The following is a 16,035-nucleotide window of genomic DNA, read 5'->3' as shown; positions in this document are numbered from 1 at the left end:
GTGGATATCTACAACGTGGAGCGGCCGCATCATGCGTTGAAATACAGAACCCCCGATGCAGTGCATCGGGGGTTCTGAGTGGAGAAATGCTAGCCGAAAATGTGTAAACCTATTTCAGGACTAGACAAGTCTTAGTCCAGAACTCAGCCCCGGCAATGTCGGGGCTTTTTAGTTTCTCAATGTGGTCATTTGCGTGAAAACTGTTTAAACAAGGACAGAATGTGGACAATACAAATTTTAAATCCATTAAATACAGTGAGTTATGAATACAAAAAAAGGAGGCCTAGCCTCCCTTTCTTGTCCTATTACTGCTTGTTCAAGCGGGTGTCATTCAGTTGATCTTGCCCATCTCGATGGCGAAGCTGGTGGCCAGCTGGGCAAACTTGAGGGCATGGCCGGCCGAGGCATCGGAGTTTTGCAGGGTATCCTGCGCCGTGTGGATCTTGGGGTTGTAGTCGTTGAAGCGTGACTCGAACGGCATGGCGGCGGGATAGCCCTGATTGTGCCAGGAGGCGTGATCCGAGCAACCATAGCCGCAACTGTCATAGCCATAGCTTATTTGCGGCAGGTAGGCGTCAAGCAACTGGGCGAGATAGCCGGTCAGTCCCTGGTCCGTGTAGTCGGTCATGAAGACGATATCCTCAACCGAGCCCTGATAGTTGGTCATGTCCAGCTGCAGCGCGGCCAGTACCCTGGTGTTGGCCGCCTTGTAGCGGGTCGCTATGTCCTTGGAGCCGCGCAAGCCCACCTCTTCTGCCGCATAACCTATAAATTGCAGGGTGCGCTCCGGTTGGCGGCCCTGCTCGGCGATGACCCTCAGTACTTCGGTCAGGGTGGCGATGCCGGAGGCATCATCGTCGGCGCCCGGGGCCAGGGTGCGGCTGTTGGGAGCCGAGCCTGCGGTGGAGTCGAGGTGGCCGCCGAGCACCACGACTTCGTCAGGATAGCGGCTGCCCTTGAGGGTCAGCACCACGGATTGCTGCGGATAGCCGCTGTGTTTGACCCGGCTGACGCTGGCCCAGGGCAGGGCACTACCGAGGCTCTGCCACTGGCTGGCGATCCAGTCGGCGGATTGCACCCCGGTTGTGGTGGTGTAGTAGCGGTTGCGCCAGCTGGAGAGCTTGCTGATGGTGCCCACTATGTTGCCCTGATCCAGATAGGGCAGCAGCCGGTTGACATTGGCACCCTGAGTCAGCGGCGGCGGGCTGAACAGGTTCTGGCTGAGGGGTTGGGCCATGCTCTGCAGCGCATCTGCCAGCGTGCTGTGAACCACATAGCCGCCACAGCGTTGGTGGCCTTCATGCATCAGGTGGGAGAGGGTACCCAGCTCGCTCGCCTCTATCTGGGCCAGCTGTATGGGGGCGCCGCTGGCGCTGAACAGGGGGGCCAGCTTGGCCTTGACCTGCCTGAGTTCGACGCCGCTATCGGCACCGACCGTGATCCAGACGGGTTCAGCGGCCTGCACGGCGAGGGGCAAGAGGGGAAGCAAGAGGGCGGTCATAAAGGGTTTCATGTCGGATCCTTCCGGGTATTGTCACAGGTGACTAGCATGGGTGGGTGTCATAAGACGACCACCCCAGTCTAGCCAAGGGGGCGTTCACCGGATCTGCCCATCTGGTATGTGGGCTCCCCCGTCCGGTGGGGGCCGCTGTACAATCTGCTGTTTACCACCGGGCTTGTCCCGAGCTGGCCGGAGCTTTGTGCTGACAAGGAGGCGGGTGGCAGTGTGGTTGCAAGGTGGTACCCAATGTGCCCCGGCTGGGGGGCTGACGAAGGGAGCCAAACTGTGCCATGGCGCTGAGGTGCGTTCGGGATTGTCGATATGACTCATCAACCATCGTCAGCACGATTCAGTCACGGGTGAATTAGGGGATAAACGAAAGGGGCCATGGGCCCCTCTCTTGTCTGGTGGTGACGAGCTTATGCAGGGGCGCCAGTGGTTTCCGCCAGCATGCCGAGCGCTATCTCCCGTTCCCCCATGATCACCTTGTCTGCCCCCTGCCGGGTGAGGAAGTGAACCTCGTCATCGCTGTGGGCACGGGCTATGACCCGGATGGCCGGATTGATCAGTCTGGCCTGGGCGATGGCTTCGCCGGCCTCGAAGCTGTTGGGGATGGCCACCAGCAGCCAGCTGGCGTCGGCGATGGCGGCGCGACACAGCACCTCATCGTTCGCCACGTTGCCATTGATATGAGGGATCCCGGCCTGGTGCAGGCTCTCCAGCCGGTGCGGATCCTGCTCTATCACCACCAGCGGCCGCCCGGCGGCTTGCAGCCCTTCCACCAGCAGGCGGCCGACCCGGCCAAAGCCCACCAGCACAGTGTGCTCCTTCATCTCGACGGCCGGACACTTGCACTCGGCCAGTGCCTGGGTGTTGTCGGCATCCGGGTGCTTCTCCAGGTAGCGCTCGACGGCGTTGAATACCAGCGGATTGAGCATGATGGAGAGGCTGGCGCCCACCAGGATCAGATCCCGGGCCGCTTCCGGCACCAGCTTGAGCACGATGGCGAGCCCAATCAGGATGAAGGAGAACTCGCCGATCTGGGCCAGGCTGGCGGAGATGGTGAGCGCTGTGCGCTGGCTGTAGCGAAACAGCCGCACTATGGCGTAGGCCGCCACCGACTTGCCGAACATGATGATGAACAGGGTGGCCAGCACCGCCAGCGGATCCGTCAGCAGCACAGCGGGATTGAACAGCATGCCCACAGAGACGAAGAAGAGCACGGCAAAGGCATCCTGTAGCGGCAAGGTGTTGTTGGCGGCGCGATGGCTCAGCTCGGAGCTGTTCATGACGATGCCTGCGAAGAAGGCACCGAGGGCGAAGGAGACGCCGAACAGCTTGACCGCCCCAAAGGCGATGCCAAGGGAGCCGGTCAGTACCGCCAGCGTGAATAGCTCGCGGGAGCCAGTGCTGGCGGTGTGAGCCAGCAACCAGGGAATGAAGCGGCTACCCACCACCATCATCAGCGCCACGAACAGAGCGACCTTGCCGAGGGTCCAGCCCAGATCCAGCGCTATGCTCTGCCAGCTCATGCTCTGATCGCCGTGCTGGATATTGGCGAGTATGGGCAGCATCACCAGCGCCAGCACCATCACCAGATCCTCGACGATGAGCCAGCCGATGGCGATGCGCCCCTGCAGGGTCTCCAGGTTCTGGCGGCTCTCCAGCGCCCGCAGCAGTACCACTGTACTGGCGGTGGAGAGGGCGAGGCCGAACATCAGGCCGGCGGTGAGATCCCACCCCATCAGGGAGGAGAGCCCCATGCCGAGCAAGGTGGCGACCGCTATCTGGGCGATGGCGCCCGGGATGGCAATCTTCTTCACCGACATCAGATCGCTGAAGGAGAAGTGCAGGCCCACCCCGAACATCAACAGGATAACGCCCAGCTCTGCCAGCTCGGGCACCAGCGCCATGTCGGCCACATAGCCAGGCGTGAAGGGGCCCGAAATCACCCCGGCTGCCAGATAGCCCACCATGGGCGAGATCTTGAGGCGATGGGCAAGCATGCCGAGTACGTAGGCGAGCACGAAGCCGCCAACCAGGGTGGTAATCAGGGGAAGGGAGTGGTCCATGTCGTCACCTCGCTAATGGCAGTCAGGGGGCTACCAGATCACCGCAGGGGATGAAGAGGGCAGCTGTCAATGAGCAGGGGGCGAAAGAGACAGATGTTGGCCGCAGCGAACACTGGATATTGGGGACAACAGTTGTCGTTTCTGTTGAAAAATAATACAAATATTGCTTGAAAGCAATATTTATCCACATTTTGACGCTTGTTTGCGATTAAAGTTGCATAAGTGTCGAAATTAAGGGGGGGGAAGAGACAGCTTTATCCATTTCGTTGGCAGGAATAATTCATCGTTGATGATTTTTCCTGTATGAGTGGGTGCCAGGATGCAACAAGCATCAAGGCGACCCTGAGGTCGCCTTGATGAAGATACGCTGGCACTCATTCGCCCTTGGCAATGCCTTCTCGCCTCGGATCGGCGGCGCCGAACCAGCCGCCGGCATTGCGCTCGACCCCTTGCAGACCCGATGTCTGCTCGCTCAGTACCACTTCGTGGCCTCTCGCTTTCAATCCCTCGACCACGCTCTGCGGTGTGCGCCCAAGCTCCAGCTCGGTGGGGCCGTTGCGGCTGCCGAAGTTGGGCAGGTTGATGGCCTGCTGCAAGTTCAGCCCCCAATCCTGGGTGCCGAGCAGCGTCTTGCCCACGTAGTTGATGATGGCGGAGCCCCCCGGCGAGCCCAGCGTCATGGTCAGCTTGCCGCTTGGCTTGTCAAACACCAGCAGGGGGGACATGGAGGAGCGTGGCCGTTTGCCAGGCTCGACCCGGTTCGCCACCGGCAGACCGGCGGCATCCACCGAGGTGAAGGAAAAATCGGTGAGCTGGTTGTTGAGCAGGTAGCCGTTGACCATCAGCCGCGAACCGAAGCCATCCTCGATGGAACTGGTCATGGAGACCGCCATGCCCGCCTTGTCGACGATGGAGACATGGCTGGTGGAGGGGAGCTCGGGGGTCGCATCCTTGCCGCGAGCCAGTGCCAGCGGCGGCGTACCGGGCTGGGCGATCCCCATGGAGCGTTCGCCGACAAGCTTGCTCCGCTCGGCCAGATAGCCCTTGTCCAGCAGCCCCTTCACCGGCACGCTGACAAAATCGCTGTCTGCCACATACTGGTTGCGATCGGCGAAGGCGAGCCGCGCCGCCTCGCTGTAGAGGTGGACGGCATCGCTTGACGCGGCAAGCTGACCTTCTGGCGTCGTCACAGGTTTGAGGGCCGCCATGTCGCGGCTCTCCAGCATGCCGAAGATCTGTCCCAGGGCTATGGTGCCGGAGGAGGGGGTCGGGAAGCCGCAGAGCCGGCTCTGACGGTAGTCAAAGCAGAGACCGTCGCGCAGTTTGGCGCGATAGCTGGCCAGATCGGCCGCCGCCAGCACACCGGGATTGGTGGGGTGCTGACGCACCTTGGCCACCATGGCCTCGGCCAGCGGCCCCTGATAGAAGGCATCCGCCCCCTGTGTGGCCAGGGTCTTCAGCACTCGGGCCAGTGCCGGGTTGGTGAGCGTGCTGCCGGCAGGCCTTGGCGTGCCATCCGGCAGATAGAAGTAGGCGCGGGCATCCGGGTCTTTGGCGAGATAGGGGTCTTTTGCCAGCAGGGTGGCGAGGCGCGGGCTGATGACAAACCCCTGTTCCGCGAGGGTGATGGCTGGCTCGAACAGCGCAGCCCAGGGCAGCTTGCCGTAGCGCTGATGGGCCAGCGCCAGCGCCCGCACTGTGCCAGGCGCACCCACAGAGCGACCACCCACCACGCCGTCATAGAAGGCCATGGGCTTGCCATCCTTCATGAACAGCTGATCCGTGGCGGCGGCAGGGGCCGTCTCGCGACCATCCACAGCCGCAACCTTGCTGCCATCCCATACCAGCAGCAGGGAGCCACCACCGATGCCGGAGGATTGCGGCTCCACCAGAGTCAGTACCAGTTGTACGGCGATGGCGGCATCGACGGCGCTGCCGCCCGCCCGGATGATCTGGTAGCCCGCATCCACGGCCAGCGGGTTGGCCGCCGCCACCATGAAGTCATGGCCCTGCCAGCCCTGTTTGTCTGTCCAGCCGCTGGCGGCTTCCGGGGCGATCAGGGTCTGGGGGGGCGGGGCATAGTGAAAGCCCTTGTCACTGGCGCAACCGGCCAGGAGGGCGAAGGCAACGGCCAGCCCTGTGGGTTTGAGCAACATGACACTCTCCTTGTCTGTTTTATGAGCGCGAAGGACGACTATGTCACGATTGGCACTGGTTGCTCAAGTTGTTGAACCAGATCAATACCTTACTCATTTATCAATAAAGGTCATGCGCCGCAGACACAAAAAAACCGCCACTCGGGCGGTTTGTGCAATGCAAGCAGGCGTTGATCAGATGGACTGCTCTTCGCCACCCAGGGCGGCAAACAGTGCCGGGATGAACTGGGCCAGCTCGGCGGTCACCAGGGCGAAGTCCGCATCCAGACGGGCGGCGGGATCTTCGCTGGTCACGTCGTCGTTCTGCTCGCGCAGCTCTTCGCTGAACTTGAGACGCTTGATGGAGAGGTCGTCACCCAGCACGAAGCTCAGGGTCTCGCCCCAGTTCAGAGCCAGCTTGGTCACCAGCTTGTCGTTGGCCAGGTGGTTCTTTATCTCGTCGGTCATCAGATCCTGCTGCTTGCAGCGGATGATGCCGCCGTGCTCCATGGCACTGCGCAGCTCGGCTTCGTCTTCCAGTGCGAAGGTGGCGGGCAGGTTACCCTCGCTCAGCCACTCAGTCATGGTGATCTCGGGCGGATTCTTGAGCGCCACCGGCACCACCGGCAGAGTGCCTATGCTTTTGCGCAGCAGGGCCAGCAGATCGTCCGCCTTTTTGGCGGAGCCTGCATCCACCACCATCAGATTGTCGGCCGGGTTGATCCAGGCGAAGGTCTGGCTGGTGCGGCTGAAGGCGCGGGGCAGCAGGGTGTGGAGTATCTCCTCCTTCAGCGCTTCCTTCTCTTTCTTCTTGAGGGCACGACCCTGCTCGAATTCGATCGCTTCTACCTTCTCCGCCAGCATCTCCTTGATGACGGTACCCGGCAGCATCTTCTCTTCCTTGCGGGCACAGATGAGGATGTGGCCTGAAGCGGAGTGGGTCAGGGTCGAACCGAATTTGCCAAGGGGCTTGACCCAACCGAACCGGGACATGTCCTGACTGCCGCAAGGGGTGAAGGCACAGGCCTCGAGCTGGGTTTCCAGCTGATCCACTGTCAGGTCAAAGGGGCGGGTAAAGCGATAAATCTGCAGGTTTTTAAACCACATGGCGTCCTCGGTCTCATAGATTGTCCGGCGGGCATTGTACTAGAGAGGCGCTTTGTGATCAGCCAATCATTCTCGTAAAAAAAGGACGATCGAGTTCACAGGGAGTCATGTTCGTCCCCAACCCTGTCATCAAAGTCCCCTAGACTGCGGGTGTTCAGATTGTTAACAAGGATGCAAATATGTTGAGGCCGAGTCGGTCCGAGGACATGGAAGAGATCGTCGAAATCTGGTTGCTGGCCTCCCTGCAGGCCCACGATTTCGTCGATGCCTCCTGCTGGTGGCAGGCCCAGGAGGATCTGCGCACCCGCTATCTCGACCACGCCCGCATCTGGGTGTTCGAGGAGCGCGGCGAGCTGCTCGGCTTCATGGCGCTGGTGGAGGATTACCTGGCTGCCCTGTTCGTGCGACCCGACCGGCAGGGACGCGGCGTGGGCCATGTCCTGCTGCAGGAGGCCAAGTCGCAGGGGACCAGATTGCATGCGCGGGTGTTCGTGGAAAATGCGCAGGCGGTGCGCTTCTACCGCCGTCACGGTTTCGTGATCCAGGGGGAGGAGTCGGATCCCCTCACCGGTCATCCCCAGTACAAGATGTGTTGCGAGCCCGCCTGAATCTGACGTCACCTGCCTGTTTTGCTTGAAAAGAGAGGCTGGCATCCTCATCTTGTCTCCATCGGGTGCCGCTGGCACCTCTCCTGGATCCGAGTCGATTTCTCATGAAAATCTTGCATACCGCCGACTGGCACCTTGGTCATCAACTCCATGGCCATGAACGCCGCTTCGAACACGACAGCTTCCTCGACTGGTTGACCGATACCATCAAGCAGCGGCAGATCGATGCTCTGCTGGTGGCGGGCGATCTGTTTGATACCGCCAATCCCCCCGCCAGCGCCTGGCAGCAGCTCTACCGTTTTCTGGCCAGGCTGCGGGCCGAGATGCCCCACCTCAACATGGTGCTGATCGGCGGCAACCACGACTCCCCCTCCAAGCTGGATGCCCCTCACGAACTGCTGCGGGCCTTTGATCTGCATCTGGTGGGCAGCATCAGCCGTGACAGTGAGGGCAAGCTTGAGACCGACCGCCTGCTGGTGCCGCTGCAAGACAGGGAAGGCAAGGTGGCCGCCTGGTGCGCCGCCGTCCCTTTCCTGCGCAGCAGCGACCTGAGGGTTGAACAGCTTGAAGAGGGCCAGGATCGGCTGATTGAAGGGGTACGGCGGGTCTATGAAGAGGTATTGACGCAAGGTCGCGCACGCTGCGAACCCGATCAGGCACTGATCGCCATGGGCCACGCCTATCTGGCGGCAGGCCAGCTCTCCGAGCTCTCAGAGCGGCGGGTACTCGGCGGCAACCAGCATGCCCTGCCTGCCAATATTTTTGCCAGCGCCGACTACACGGCGCTCGGTCACCTCCATCTGGCCCAGAGCCCGGCCGAGGGTGTTCACTACAGCGGCTCGCCACTGCCGCTCTCGCTGGCCGAGGCCAACTACAACCATCAGGTGCTGGAAGTGACGTTTGAGGGGGGCAAATTGGTGGGCATGGAGCGGATCCCTGTGCCCCGCGCGGTAGAGATGATCCGCCTGCCCGAGAGCGAACTGGAAGGGGCGATCAAGGCCATAGAGGCCTTGTCCCTGCCAACGCTGCCCAGCGAGGCACAACCCTTCCTCGATGTACGACTGCTGCTGCCCAGACCCGAGGCCCGCATCCGCGAACGCATCTTGGCGGCGCTAGCGGGCAAGCCGGTACGCCTGGCCCGTATCAGTACCCGCTATCTGGGCTCTGGCCAGGGGCTGGCCGATGGCCAGAACCAGCGCAGGCTGGATGAGCTTTCCCCCACTGAGGTGTTCAGGCTCTGCTATCAGCGCCAGTTTGACGGTGAACCCGAGGCCGAACTGGTCGCCTCGTTTGAAGAGATATTGCAACAGGTGAAGGAGTCCGGCGCATGAAGATCCTGTCCCTCAGCGGTGAGAACCTGGCCAGCCTGACCGGCTCTTTCACCATTGGCTTTACCAAGGGGGCGCTCGGCGCCGCAGGGCTGTTTGCCATCACGGGCAATACGGGCGCCGGCAAGAGCACCTTGCTCGATGCCATCAGTCTGGCGCTGTACGACGAGATGCCGCGCTTCATCGCCAATCGCAAGCACGTGGCCGAAGTGGGCCGAGCGGATGACGAGGAGAAGCTCAAAGCCAACGACGTGCGGGGCATCCTCAGTCGCGGCCACGCCAGCGGCTGTGCCGAGGTACGGTTTCGCGGCTGTGATGGCCGCATTTGGCTGGCCCGCTGGGCGGTGCGCCGGGCGCGCAACCGCTCCGAGGGGCGCTTTCAGGCCCAGGAGCGCAGCCTGACCGACGTGGCGTCGGGTCAGGTCTTCTCCGGCAGCAAGCGGGAGCTGCAGGATCGCATCGATGAACTGGTGGGGCTCTCCTGGGAGCAGTTCCGCCGCGCCGTGATCCTGCCCCAGGGGGAGTTCGCCGCGTTTCTCAAATCGAGCGCCGACGAGCGCTCCGCCCTGCTCGAACGGATGACGGGCACCGAGCTCTATTCCGCCATCTCCATCCAGACCCATGAACGGGCGCGGGAGGAGCAGCACAAATTGGCCGCCATCGGGCAACGGCTCGGCGACGTGGCGCTGATGGACGAGGCGACCCGCGAGCAGTGGGTCGCCCAGCAGTTGGCGCTCTCCACCAGCCTCAAGCACGAGCAGCAGCAGCGCCAGCTGTTGCAGGACTTGCGGGACCTCAACGATCGCATCGCCGCCCAGTTGCTGGCATGCGAGGAAGGACAGACGGCACTGGCCGCCGCAGAAGCGGCTCACGCCCAGGCGGCTCCCGAGCGGGAGGAGTTTGGCCGCGCCGAGCAGGCCCAGGTGGCCCGCGCCGATCACGATGAACTTGCTCGCCTCACCCTGGAAGTGCAGCAGCAGGAGCAGCTCATTGGCCAGCTGGGCCCCGATCTCGAACAGGTCGAGCAGACCCAGCAGCAGGCCGCGCTGCGCGAGCAGCAACTGCTGGCCGACAAGATAGCCGCCGAGCGCGAATGGGGGGCGCTGCAACCCGAACTCAAGCGGGCGCAGGAGCTCGATACCCGCATCAGGGAGAAGAGCAGCCAGTTGCAGGAAGTTCAGCAGCAGGGGGCGCAGGCCCGCGCGCTGCAAGTCGCCCTGCAACAGGAGTGGCAACAGCAGGCGAGCCGGGTGCAGGCGCTCGAGGTGCGGCGTCAGCAATGGGCGCTCTGGCTCGAGGAGCGCAAGGCGCTGGCCCCCCTGGCACGCCAGTGGCAACCCCTGCTGGCAGCCATGCAGGATTGGGCCGAGGGGCGGGATCAGCTGCAACATCTGCTGCAAAGCCGTGAGCACAAGAGCCATGCCCTGCGGGATCTCAACAGCCGGCTGGAGCAGGGACAGCAGGAGCGGGACTACTGGCAGCAGGAGCGCGCCCGGCTGCAACAGCAGCACGACCAGTTGCAGGCGCAGGAGTGGGAAGGTCAGGTCGCCAAGGCGCAGGAACAGCGTCAGACCCAGACCGAGCAGCTGGCCCGGGTGCGCCAATTGCTGGAGCTGGCGGAGGCAGGCCGTAATCACAGTGAGCAACAGGAGCGCTTGTTGCAAGAGATGGCGCTGCTTGAGCAGCACCTCACCCGACTGGCCACCCAGCACGAGGAGCTGGTGCCTGCGCTGGAGCGACTCGGGCTTCAGCGTGACGAGGCGCGTCATGCGCTGGATCAGGCCCGTGCCGTCGCCAGCTTCGAGCAGTATCGTCACGTGCTCAGCGATGGTACGCCTTGCCCGCTGTGTGGCTCAGAGGAGCATCCCTATCGCCAGAGTCAGCCGCAGGTGGCCGGTATCCTGGCCCAGCTGGCCGAGCGTGCCCGCCAGCTGGAGCTGGAATGGGATCGACTCAATCATCAACATATTCAGGGAGAGAGCGAGCGCGTCGAGCTGACTCGTCAGCTGGTTGCCCGCCAGCAGCACCAACCCGAGCTGGAGGCGAGAGCCGAACAGCTGACCCAGCGCTGGTTGCAGTGGGGTGGTGAGACCTTGTTGGGCCACGGTCTGCCCTTGCGGCAAAGCCCCGCCGAGTGGGCGGATCTTCTGGCGCATCTCTTGGCACAGGGGGAGGCGCTGGAGCTGGGTCTGGTGGCCGGACAGCGACAGCTGCAACAGGCCCAGCAAGGCCAGCAGATGCTGATGGGACTGCGCAATCAGCTGACTCAGCTCACAACCCGTCATCAGCAGTTTGAGCAGCAGTGGCAGGAGGCCGAGCGGCAGAAGATAGAGTGGGAGGCCGAGCTCAAAGCGCTGGTCGAGCAGGAAGTCACACTGCGCCAGCGCCTGGTTCAGGGTGAAACCCGGCTCGATGAACAGATGGGGGCCGAACCCTGGCGTCAATGGCTCGGCAGCCGGCAGTGGCTCGAATGGCAGCAGACCTGCGAGGCCTATTTGCAGGGACAGCGCGAGTGGGAGCAGCTGGGCAGCGAACTTGCCAGCCTGACCCCGGCGCTCAGTGCGCAGGAGGCAAGGGTACAGAGCCAGAATGAACAGCTGCACAAGTTGGAGCGCGACTACAAGGAGGCCGAGCAACAGCGCCAGGGACTGCTGGCCAGCCGCGAGGCGTGTCTTGGGGGGCGTGCCATCGCCGAGGTCGAGGGCGAGTGGCAGCAGCGACTTTCACGGGGAGCCAATCAACTCGAAGAGGCGGTGGGCGCACTGCGGGCCGCAAGGGAGCGACAGACAGAGCTCAAGACACGGTTGACCCATCTTGAGCAGGACAAACAGGTGAGCAGTCGCCGCCGCCGCGAGGTACTGGGGCGCTGGGCTGCCCATGCCACCAGGCTCGGGATTGCCGAATATGATCTGCGCCGATTGCTGGCCATCCATCCGGAGGAGCTCAAGGCCCGCCGCACAGCCCTGCAGGGGCTGGATGATGCCCTGGCCGAGGCGCGTACCCGGCTGGCCGAACGCCAACGGGCGCTGGCGCTGGAGGAGGTGAAACGGGAGCGTTATCGCGAGCATCACGGCGAACTGACGGCACTCTCCACCGAGGCCCTTGCCGAGCGCCTTGGCGCTTGCGAGGCCCATTGCCGCGAACTGGAGGAGCAGCTGTTCCAGTGCAAGAGTACGCTGGCCCAGGCCGAGGCGGCTGCCCTCAAGGCAGGCTCCTTGCAAGAGGCGCTGAGTCGCCAGCAGGCAGTGACGGATCACTGGCAGCAGCTGTCCGAGCTTATCGGCTCTGCCAGCGGCGCCAAGCTGCGCACCTTCGCCCAGAGCCTCACCCTGGAGCGTCTGCTGCTGGAGGCCAATGCCCAGCTCGGCGAGTTGTCGCCGCGCTACCGGTTGGAGCGGGTACCCGGCACGGATCTGGCGCTGCAGGTGGTGGATCTGGACATGGGGGACGAGGTGCGCTCTGTGGACTCCCTCTCCGGCGGCGAGAGCTTCCTGGTATCGCTTGCGCTGGCACTGGCCCTCTCCAGTCTCTCGTCGCGCCAGACACAGGTCGAATCGCTGTTTATCGACGAGGGCTTCGGCACCCTGGATCCAGACAGCCTGGATCTGGCGCTATCCAGCCTTGACTCCCTGCAGGCAGCCGGTCGCCAGATAGGCGTCATCTCCCATGTGCAGACCCTTGTGGAGCGGATCGGTGTGCAAATTCGGGTCGAGGCCCTCGGCGGTGGTGAGAGTCGGGTGGTGTTGCCCTGAATCCTGATTTACTTCATTGAGGGTCGGCAGCCCCGCCAGATGGCGGGGCTTTTTTGTTTCAGAGTTTTCGCAATATGGTCGCTTGAGCTAGGTCTATACCCGCATATTGCGGGAAAGACATAACCAGGGGTCGTGACCCCGGTCTTGAATCCATGCACCCGCAAGAGGGAATGGTCAATGACGGTTGTACCTGAAAGGATCCTGCGTCGCATCGCGATGCGAAAACGAAGTGACGTACTTTATTTCATCTGGTTCTGCTGGGGCCTGGCGTTGCTGCTCTATGTGCTGGGATCTGCATATTACAAGTTACCCATAGTGCCGCTGTTAGTGATGGCGCTGATGTTGATGGTGGAGAAAGTCAGAATGTTTGGACGAAAGCGCAATGAGTCGGTGTCTGTGGTATCCGATGTGGCAATGACAGTGATTGCACAGGGAGCCAGATTCGCAGGTGAGCTGCAGGTAGAAGGTAATCTGGACGTACACGGACAATTCATAGGGACGCTGCTGGTTAGCGGGGGGACTGTTCGCGTCATGGAGGGTGGCAAGGTTGAGGGAGAGGTGACCGCTGCCCATGTCACCATCAATGGCACTTTGGAGGGCACCTGCACATCGACAGAGGTCGAGATCCTCGAAAATGGAAAGATGAAGGGAATTTTCAAAGGTGGCAGCCTCTCCATTCGAAAGGGAGGCCAGTTCATTGGGCAATCCCAATCTCAGGAAGAGAGCAAAGCTATCTCTGGTGAGAACAAGGGGAACGTGAAAAAGTTGCAACCTGAAAGCAAATCCAAGGCCATAAACGTACCAGAGGTGGTGGCAAAAGAGGTGTGAACAAAGGGGGCCAGCGTGCCCCCATTGTTTAGCTGCGGCGCTCGGGCAATATATTGGTCAAGGTGTTGTCCTTGAGCACATGATGGTGATAGATGGCTGCCGCCGTATGCAGGGCGATCAGGGCATAGCCTATGTTGGCCAGCGTTTCGTGCAGATCCTTGATCGTCCCCTTCAGGCTATCATCCGGTGCAAGCAGGGCAGGCAGCTCACATCCGAAGAAGGGGATGGGCTTGCCGCCTGCGCTGAGGAGCAACCAACCCAGCAGCGGAGCAAGGATGAGAAAGCCGTACAGTGCCAGATGGGCGAGGTGACCCAGTGTTCGCATCAGGGGTGACAGTGTGGGCACTATGCGGGGTGACGGGCAGCTAAAGCGCACCAGCAGCCGTACGACGACCAGTGCCAGGATCAGCAAGCCCACCATGAAGTGCCACTCCTTCATCAGGTCACGACCGGCCGAGCCCTTGGGAAAAATATCCCTGAACTCCATCAATGCGTAGACGGCCATCATCAATAGCAGGGTTAACCAGTGCAGCCCGATACTCAGGCTGCCATAACGCTGTTCGGTATTTTTCAACATGCTCGTGTCCTTCTCGGGGCGCTCATTGCATCACGTTTATCTCGTTGGGCGGGCTTGGGATGGCCGGACCTTGGTGTATCCCTTTCCATGTTACTAGGCTTGTCCGGGTAAATATTGATCCAAATAACCTTTTAACAATGAATGCTCATTTCTCTAGCTATCGTCTCACCTTTCATCACGGGGCTATGCTTTTTTGTAACGCAGCCATTGTGGTGGTGTCGAGAAGGGTGAACTCATGAAAAATCTTGGTTTTGGGGCTGTACTCCTGTTCATGCTGGGGACCACGCTGTTGGGTATGACAGGGGGCGGCAATACGCGTCTTGCTGCGGCAGAGCCTGAGCACACTGCCCGCTTCTCGGCATATCTTGGCCTGTTGCCGGGTCTTATTGATTCCAATGGGACCGGTCCTTTCGTCGATCTGGTCAAGGCTATCGCCGATCTGGATGACGGGGTCGAGGTGAGTGTGGAGGTATATCCCATGCCCCGGGCGACCCGCAGCGTGGTGGTGGGGGAAGCGGACTTCAATCTGCCTGCACTGCGTAACCCCTATATTGATGAATCCATGCTCCCCTATCGCTTCAGTTCTGTGACTTTTGGCAAGGTAACTCATGTGCTCTACAGCAGCAGTGCTACGCCCGTTACACCCGCTATGGTGCTCGGTTATGAGTACACCAAGCGCGATCTGCTCATCGAGGGGGTGAGCGACTTCTGGCCCTTCTCGGTCAAGCGTTCCCTCTCAATCGAGCAGTCCCTTGGCAAACTGAGCAGGGGCCGTATCGACGCCTTTCTCTGGGCGCAGGAGGAGGCCGATTTTGCATTGAGGAAGATGGGGCTGACCAATATCCACCGCGTCTATTTCGGCGAGTTCGACGATGTGTTTATTATCCCGAAAGGAGAGAAGGGGGATGCGGTGGACCGTTTCCTGACACAGTCCATCGGCAAGCTCAAGACCTCCGGTCAGCTGGACAAGATCTACTCTGCCATCCACGGCCCCTATCAGGAGTGGCAACCGGGAGAGAACACTGCGACTAAGGTGGTCCGAGAGGCTCAATAAGCCGATTTACCCAGCCTGCGGACTCACTTACTGTTGAGCGAAATATTGGTAAGGGAAATACCTTGAACATATCCGAGTCAGCGATATTGAGCGAACTGCAGCAGATCCTGTTTCGATCCTTTGATGTGATCCCGATACCGATCCTCATTTCAGAGGCGGTCTGTGGTGATACTCTTGGCACAATACCAACAACCCTGTCGAACATTCCCATCAGGCACCATAGATTCGTGAATCAGGCCTTCTCGGCGCAGCTGGGTTACACCCTGGCCGATTTGCCGGATATGACAGCCTGGTTCGCGACTGTCTATCACGATGAGCAGACCAGAACTCAAGCCATCCAGGACTGGAATCAGGTTGTCATGACCAGTCTGGCCAACGGCTCTGCCGTGGCGGAGATGTCTACCCGGATCTACTGCAAGAATGGCCAGCGCCGCTGGTTTACCATCACAGCCCAATTGACGGCCGATGCCATGCCAGGCTGGCACATAGTGACGTTTCGCGACATTCACGATCTGCACTGCATGATAGAGGAGGTCAGTCGCCTCTCCTGTACCGACCCACTGACAGAACTCAGCAACCGGCGTGGAGCCGAGCAGCAGCTGCAGGCGCACTGGCTGCAGGGGCGACCTTTGTCAGTGGTTCTGTGCGATGTTGATCACTTCAAGCAGGTCAACGATCGATATGGTCATCCCGCCGGGGACGCGGCCTTGTGTGGGGTTGCCCGCATCATGGAGGAGCAGTTGCAGGGAAAGGAGTGTCTGGCGCGCTGGGGAGGGGAGGAGTTCCTGCTGATCCTGCCGGGAGCGGATGCCTCCCGGGCGGTCTCCCTGGCCGAGCAACTGCGACAGCTGTTGTCTGCCAGTCAGATAAATTGGCACCATCACCATTTTTCACTGACGATGAGTTTTGGCTGTGCCACGCTGACGACGGGACAAAGCCTCGACAACCTGTTGCTGGTGGCGGATAGGGCGCTGTATCAGGCGAAGGCGCAGGGGCGAAACCGGGTGTTGTTTGGTAAGGAGTAATCGGTATTCACTGCCATTTTTTCATAAAAAAACCGAAGCACATGGCTT

General features: G+C 61.2%; 11 protein-coding genes. 6 read left to right on the top strand and 5 right to left on the bottom strand.

Going from position 1 to position 16,035, the window contains the following annotated elements:
* Positions 1 to 331 precede the first annotated feature (331 nt).
* The 4 genes from GWQ27_RS11425 to rdgC all read right to left on the bottom strand — a co-directional run bounded on the left by GWQ27_RS11425 (position 332) and on the right by rdgC (position 6,815).
* Positions 332 to 1,513, bottom strand: coding sequence for a M28 family metallopeptidase (locus GWQ27_RS11425; protein ID WP_275907401.1), 1,182 nt, complete (start codon positions 1,511 to 1,513; stop codon positions 332 to 334).
* Between the two features lie 407 nt (positions 1,514 to 1,920).
* Positions 1,921 to 3,573 carry a YbaL family putative K(+) efflux transporter gene (ybaL, locus tag GWQ27_RS11420; protein WP_275907400.1) on the bottom strand — a complete coding sequence of 551 codons (1,653 nt, stop codon included), beginning with the start codon at positions 3,571 to 3,573 and terminating at the stop codon, positions 1,921 to 1,923.
* 374 nt (positions 3,574 to 3,947) lie between these two features.
* The gene (gene ggt, locus GWQ27_RS11415; RefSeq protein ID WP_275907399.1) at positions 3,948 to 5,729 is read right to left on the bottom strand and encodes a gamma-glutamyltransferase; all 1,782 of its coding nucleotides are present in this window, start codon (positions 5,727 to 5,729) and stop codon (positions 3,948 to 3,950) included.
* Positions 5,730 to 5,903: 174 nt separating this feature from the next.
* Positions 5,904 to 6,815: a recombination-associated protein RdgC gene (gene rdgC / locus GWQ27_RS11410; protein ID WP_005312334.1), complete on the bottom strand. Its 912-nt coding sequence runs from the start codon at positions 6,813 to 6,815 to the stop codon at positions 5,904 to 5,906.
* A gap of 179 nt (positions 6,816 to 6,994) precedes the next feature.
* Between rdgC and GWQ27_RS11405 the strand changes: the two genes are divergently transcribed.
* From GWQ27_RS11405 to GWQ27_RS11390, 4 genes are all read left to right on the top strand, one after another.
* Entirely contained in the window at positions 6,995 to 7,423 is a 429-nt protein-coding gene (locus GWQ27_RS11405) for a GNAT family N-acetyltransferase (protein WP_275907398.1), read from the top strand.
* 104 nt (positions 7,424 to 7,527) lie between these two features.
* The gene (locus tag GWQ27_RS11400; RefSeq protein ID WP_275907397.1) at positions 7,528 to 8,754 is read left to right on the top strand and encodes an exonuclease SbcCD subunit D C-terminal domain-containing protein; all 1,227 of its coding nucleotides are present in this window, start codon (positions 7,528 to 7,530) and stop codon (positions 8,752 to 8,754) included.
* Positions 8,751 to 12,503: an AAA family ATPase gene (locus tag GWQ27_RS11395; protein ID WP_275907396.1), complete on the top strand. Its 3,753-nt coding sequence runs from the start codon at positions 8,751 to 8,753 to the stop codon at positions 12,501 to 12,503. The genes GWQ27_RS11400 and GWQ27_RS11395 overlap by 4 nt, the downstream gene beginning before the upstream one ends.
* Positions 12,504 to 12,680: 177 nt before the next feature.
* Positions 12,681 to 13,331 carry a polymer-forming cytoskeletal protein gene (locus GWQ27_RS11390; RefSeq protein ID WP_275907395.1) on the top strand — a complete coding sequence of 217 codons (651 nt, stop codon included), beginning with the start codon at positions 12,681 to 12,683 and terminating at the stop codon, positions 13,329 to 13,331.
* A gap of 28 nt (positions 13,332 to 13,359) precedes the next feature.
* Here the strand turns inward: GWQ27_RS11390 and GWQ27_RS11385 are convergent, their stop codons facing one another.
* Positions 13,360 to 13,908, bottom strand: a complete 549-nt coding sequence (locus GWQ27_RS11385; protein ID WP_275907394.1) for a cytochrome b — start codon at positions 13,906 to 13,908, stop codon at positions 13,360 to 13,362.
* A gap of 235 nt (positions 13,909 to 14,143) precedes the next feature.
* Between GWQ27_RS11385 and GWQ27_RS11380 the strand changes: the two genes are divergently transcribed.
* Together GWQ27_RS11380 and GWQ27_RS11375 are read left to right on the top strand one after the other, a co-directional pair.
* A complete protein-coding gene (locus GWQ27_RS11380) occupies positions 14,144 to 14,962 on the top strand; it encodes an ABC transporter substrate-binding protein (RefSeq protein WP_265421328.1) in 819 nt (272 codons plus the stop codon).
* Positions 14,963 to 15,024: 62 nt separating this feature from the next.
* Complete coding sequence (locus tag GWQ27_RS11375) at positions 15,025 to 15,987, top strand: sensor domain-containing diguanylate cyclase (protein ID WP_111588144.1); 963 nt, start codon at positions 15,025 to 15,027, stop codon at positions 15,985 to 15,987.
* Positions 15,988 to 16,035 lie beyond the last annotated feature (48 nt).

Origin of the sequence: Aeromonas sp. 5HA1 (assembly GCF_029237245.1) — a bacterium.
GTDB classification, from domain to species: domain Bacteria; phylum Pseudomonadota; class Gammaproteobacteria; order Enterobacterales; family Aeromonadaceae; genus Aeromonas; species Aeromonas salmonicida.
This window is presented reverse-complemented; position numbering and strand designations above follow the sequence as displayed.

Coding starts and splice junctions, on each gene's coding strand:
- GWQ27_RS11380 (WP_265421328.1), top strand. CDS start 14,144: ATGAAAAATCTTGGTTTTGGGGCTGTACTCCTGTTCATGCTGGGGACC.
- GWQ27_RS11385 (WP_275907394.1), bottom strand. CDS start 13,908: ATGTTGAAAAATACCGAACAGCGTTATGGCAGCCTGAGTATCGGGCTG.
- GWQ27_RS11400 (WP_275907397.1), top strand. CDS start 7,528: ATGAAAATCTTGCATACCGCCGACTGGCACCTTGGTCATCAACTCCAT.
- GWQ27_RS11395 (WP_275907396.1), top strand. CDS start 8,751: ATGAAGATCCTGTCCCTCAGCGGTGAGAACCTGGCCAGCCTGACCGGC.
- ggt (WP_275907399.1), bottom strand. CDS start 5,729: ATGTTGCTCAAACCCACAGGGCTGGCCGTTGCCTTCGCCCTCCTGGCC.
- GWQ27_RS11405 (WP_275907398.1), top strand. CDS start 6,995: ATGTTGAGGCCGAGTCGGTCCGAGGACATGGAAGAGATCGTCGAAATC.
- ybaL (WP_275907400.1), bottom strand. CDS start 3,573: ATGGACCACTCCCTTCCCCTGATTACCACCCTGGTTGGCGGCTTCGTG.
- rdgC (WP_005312334.1), bottom strand. CDS start 6,815: ATGTGGTTTAAAAACCTGCAGATTTATCGCTTTACCCGCCCCTTTGAC.
- GWQ27_RS11390 (WP_275907395.1), top strand. CDS start 12,681: ATGACGGTTGTACCTGAAAGGATCCTGCGTCGCATCGCGATGCGAAAA.
- GWQ27_RS11425 (WP_275907401.1), bottom strand. CDS start 1,513: ATGAAACCCTTTATGACCGCCCTCTTGCTTCCCCTCTTGCCCCTCGCC.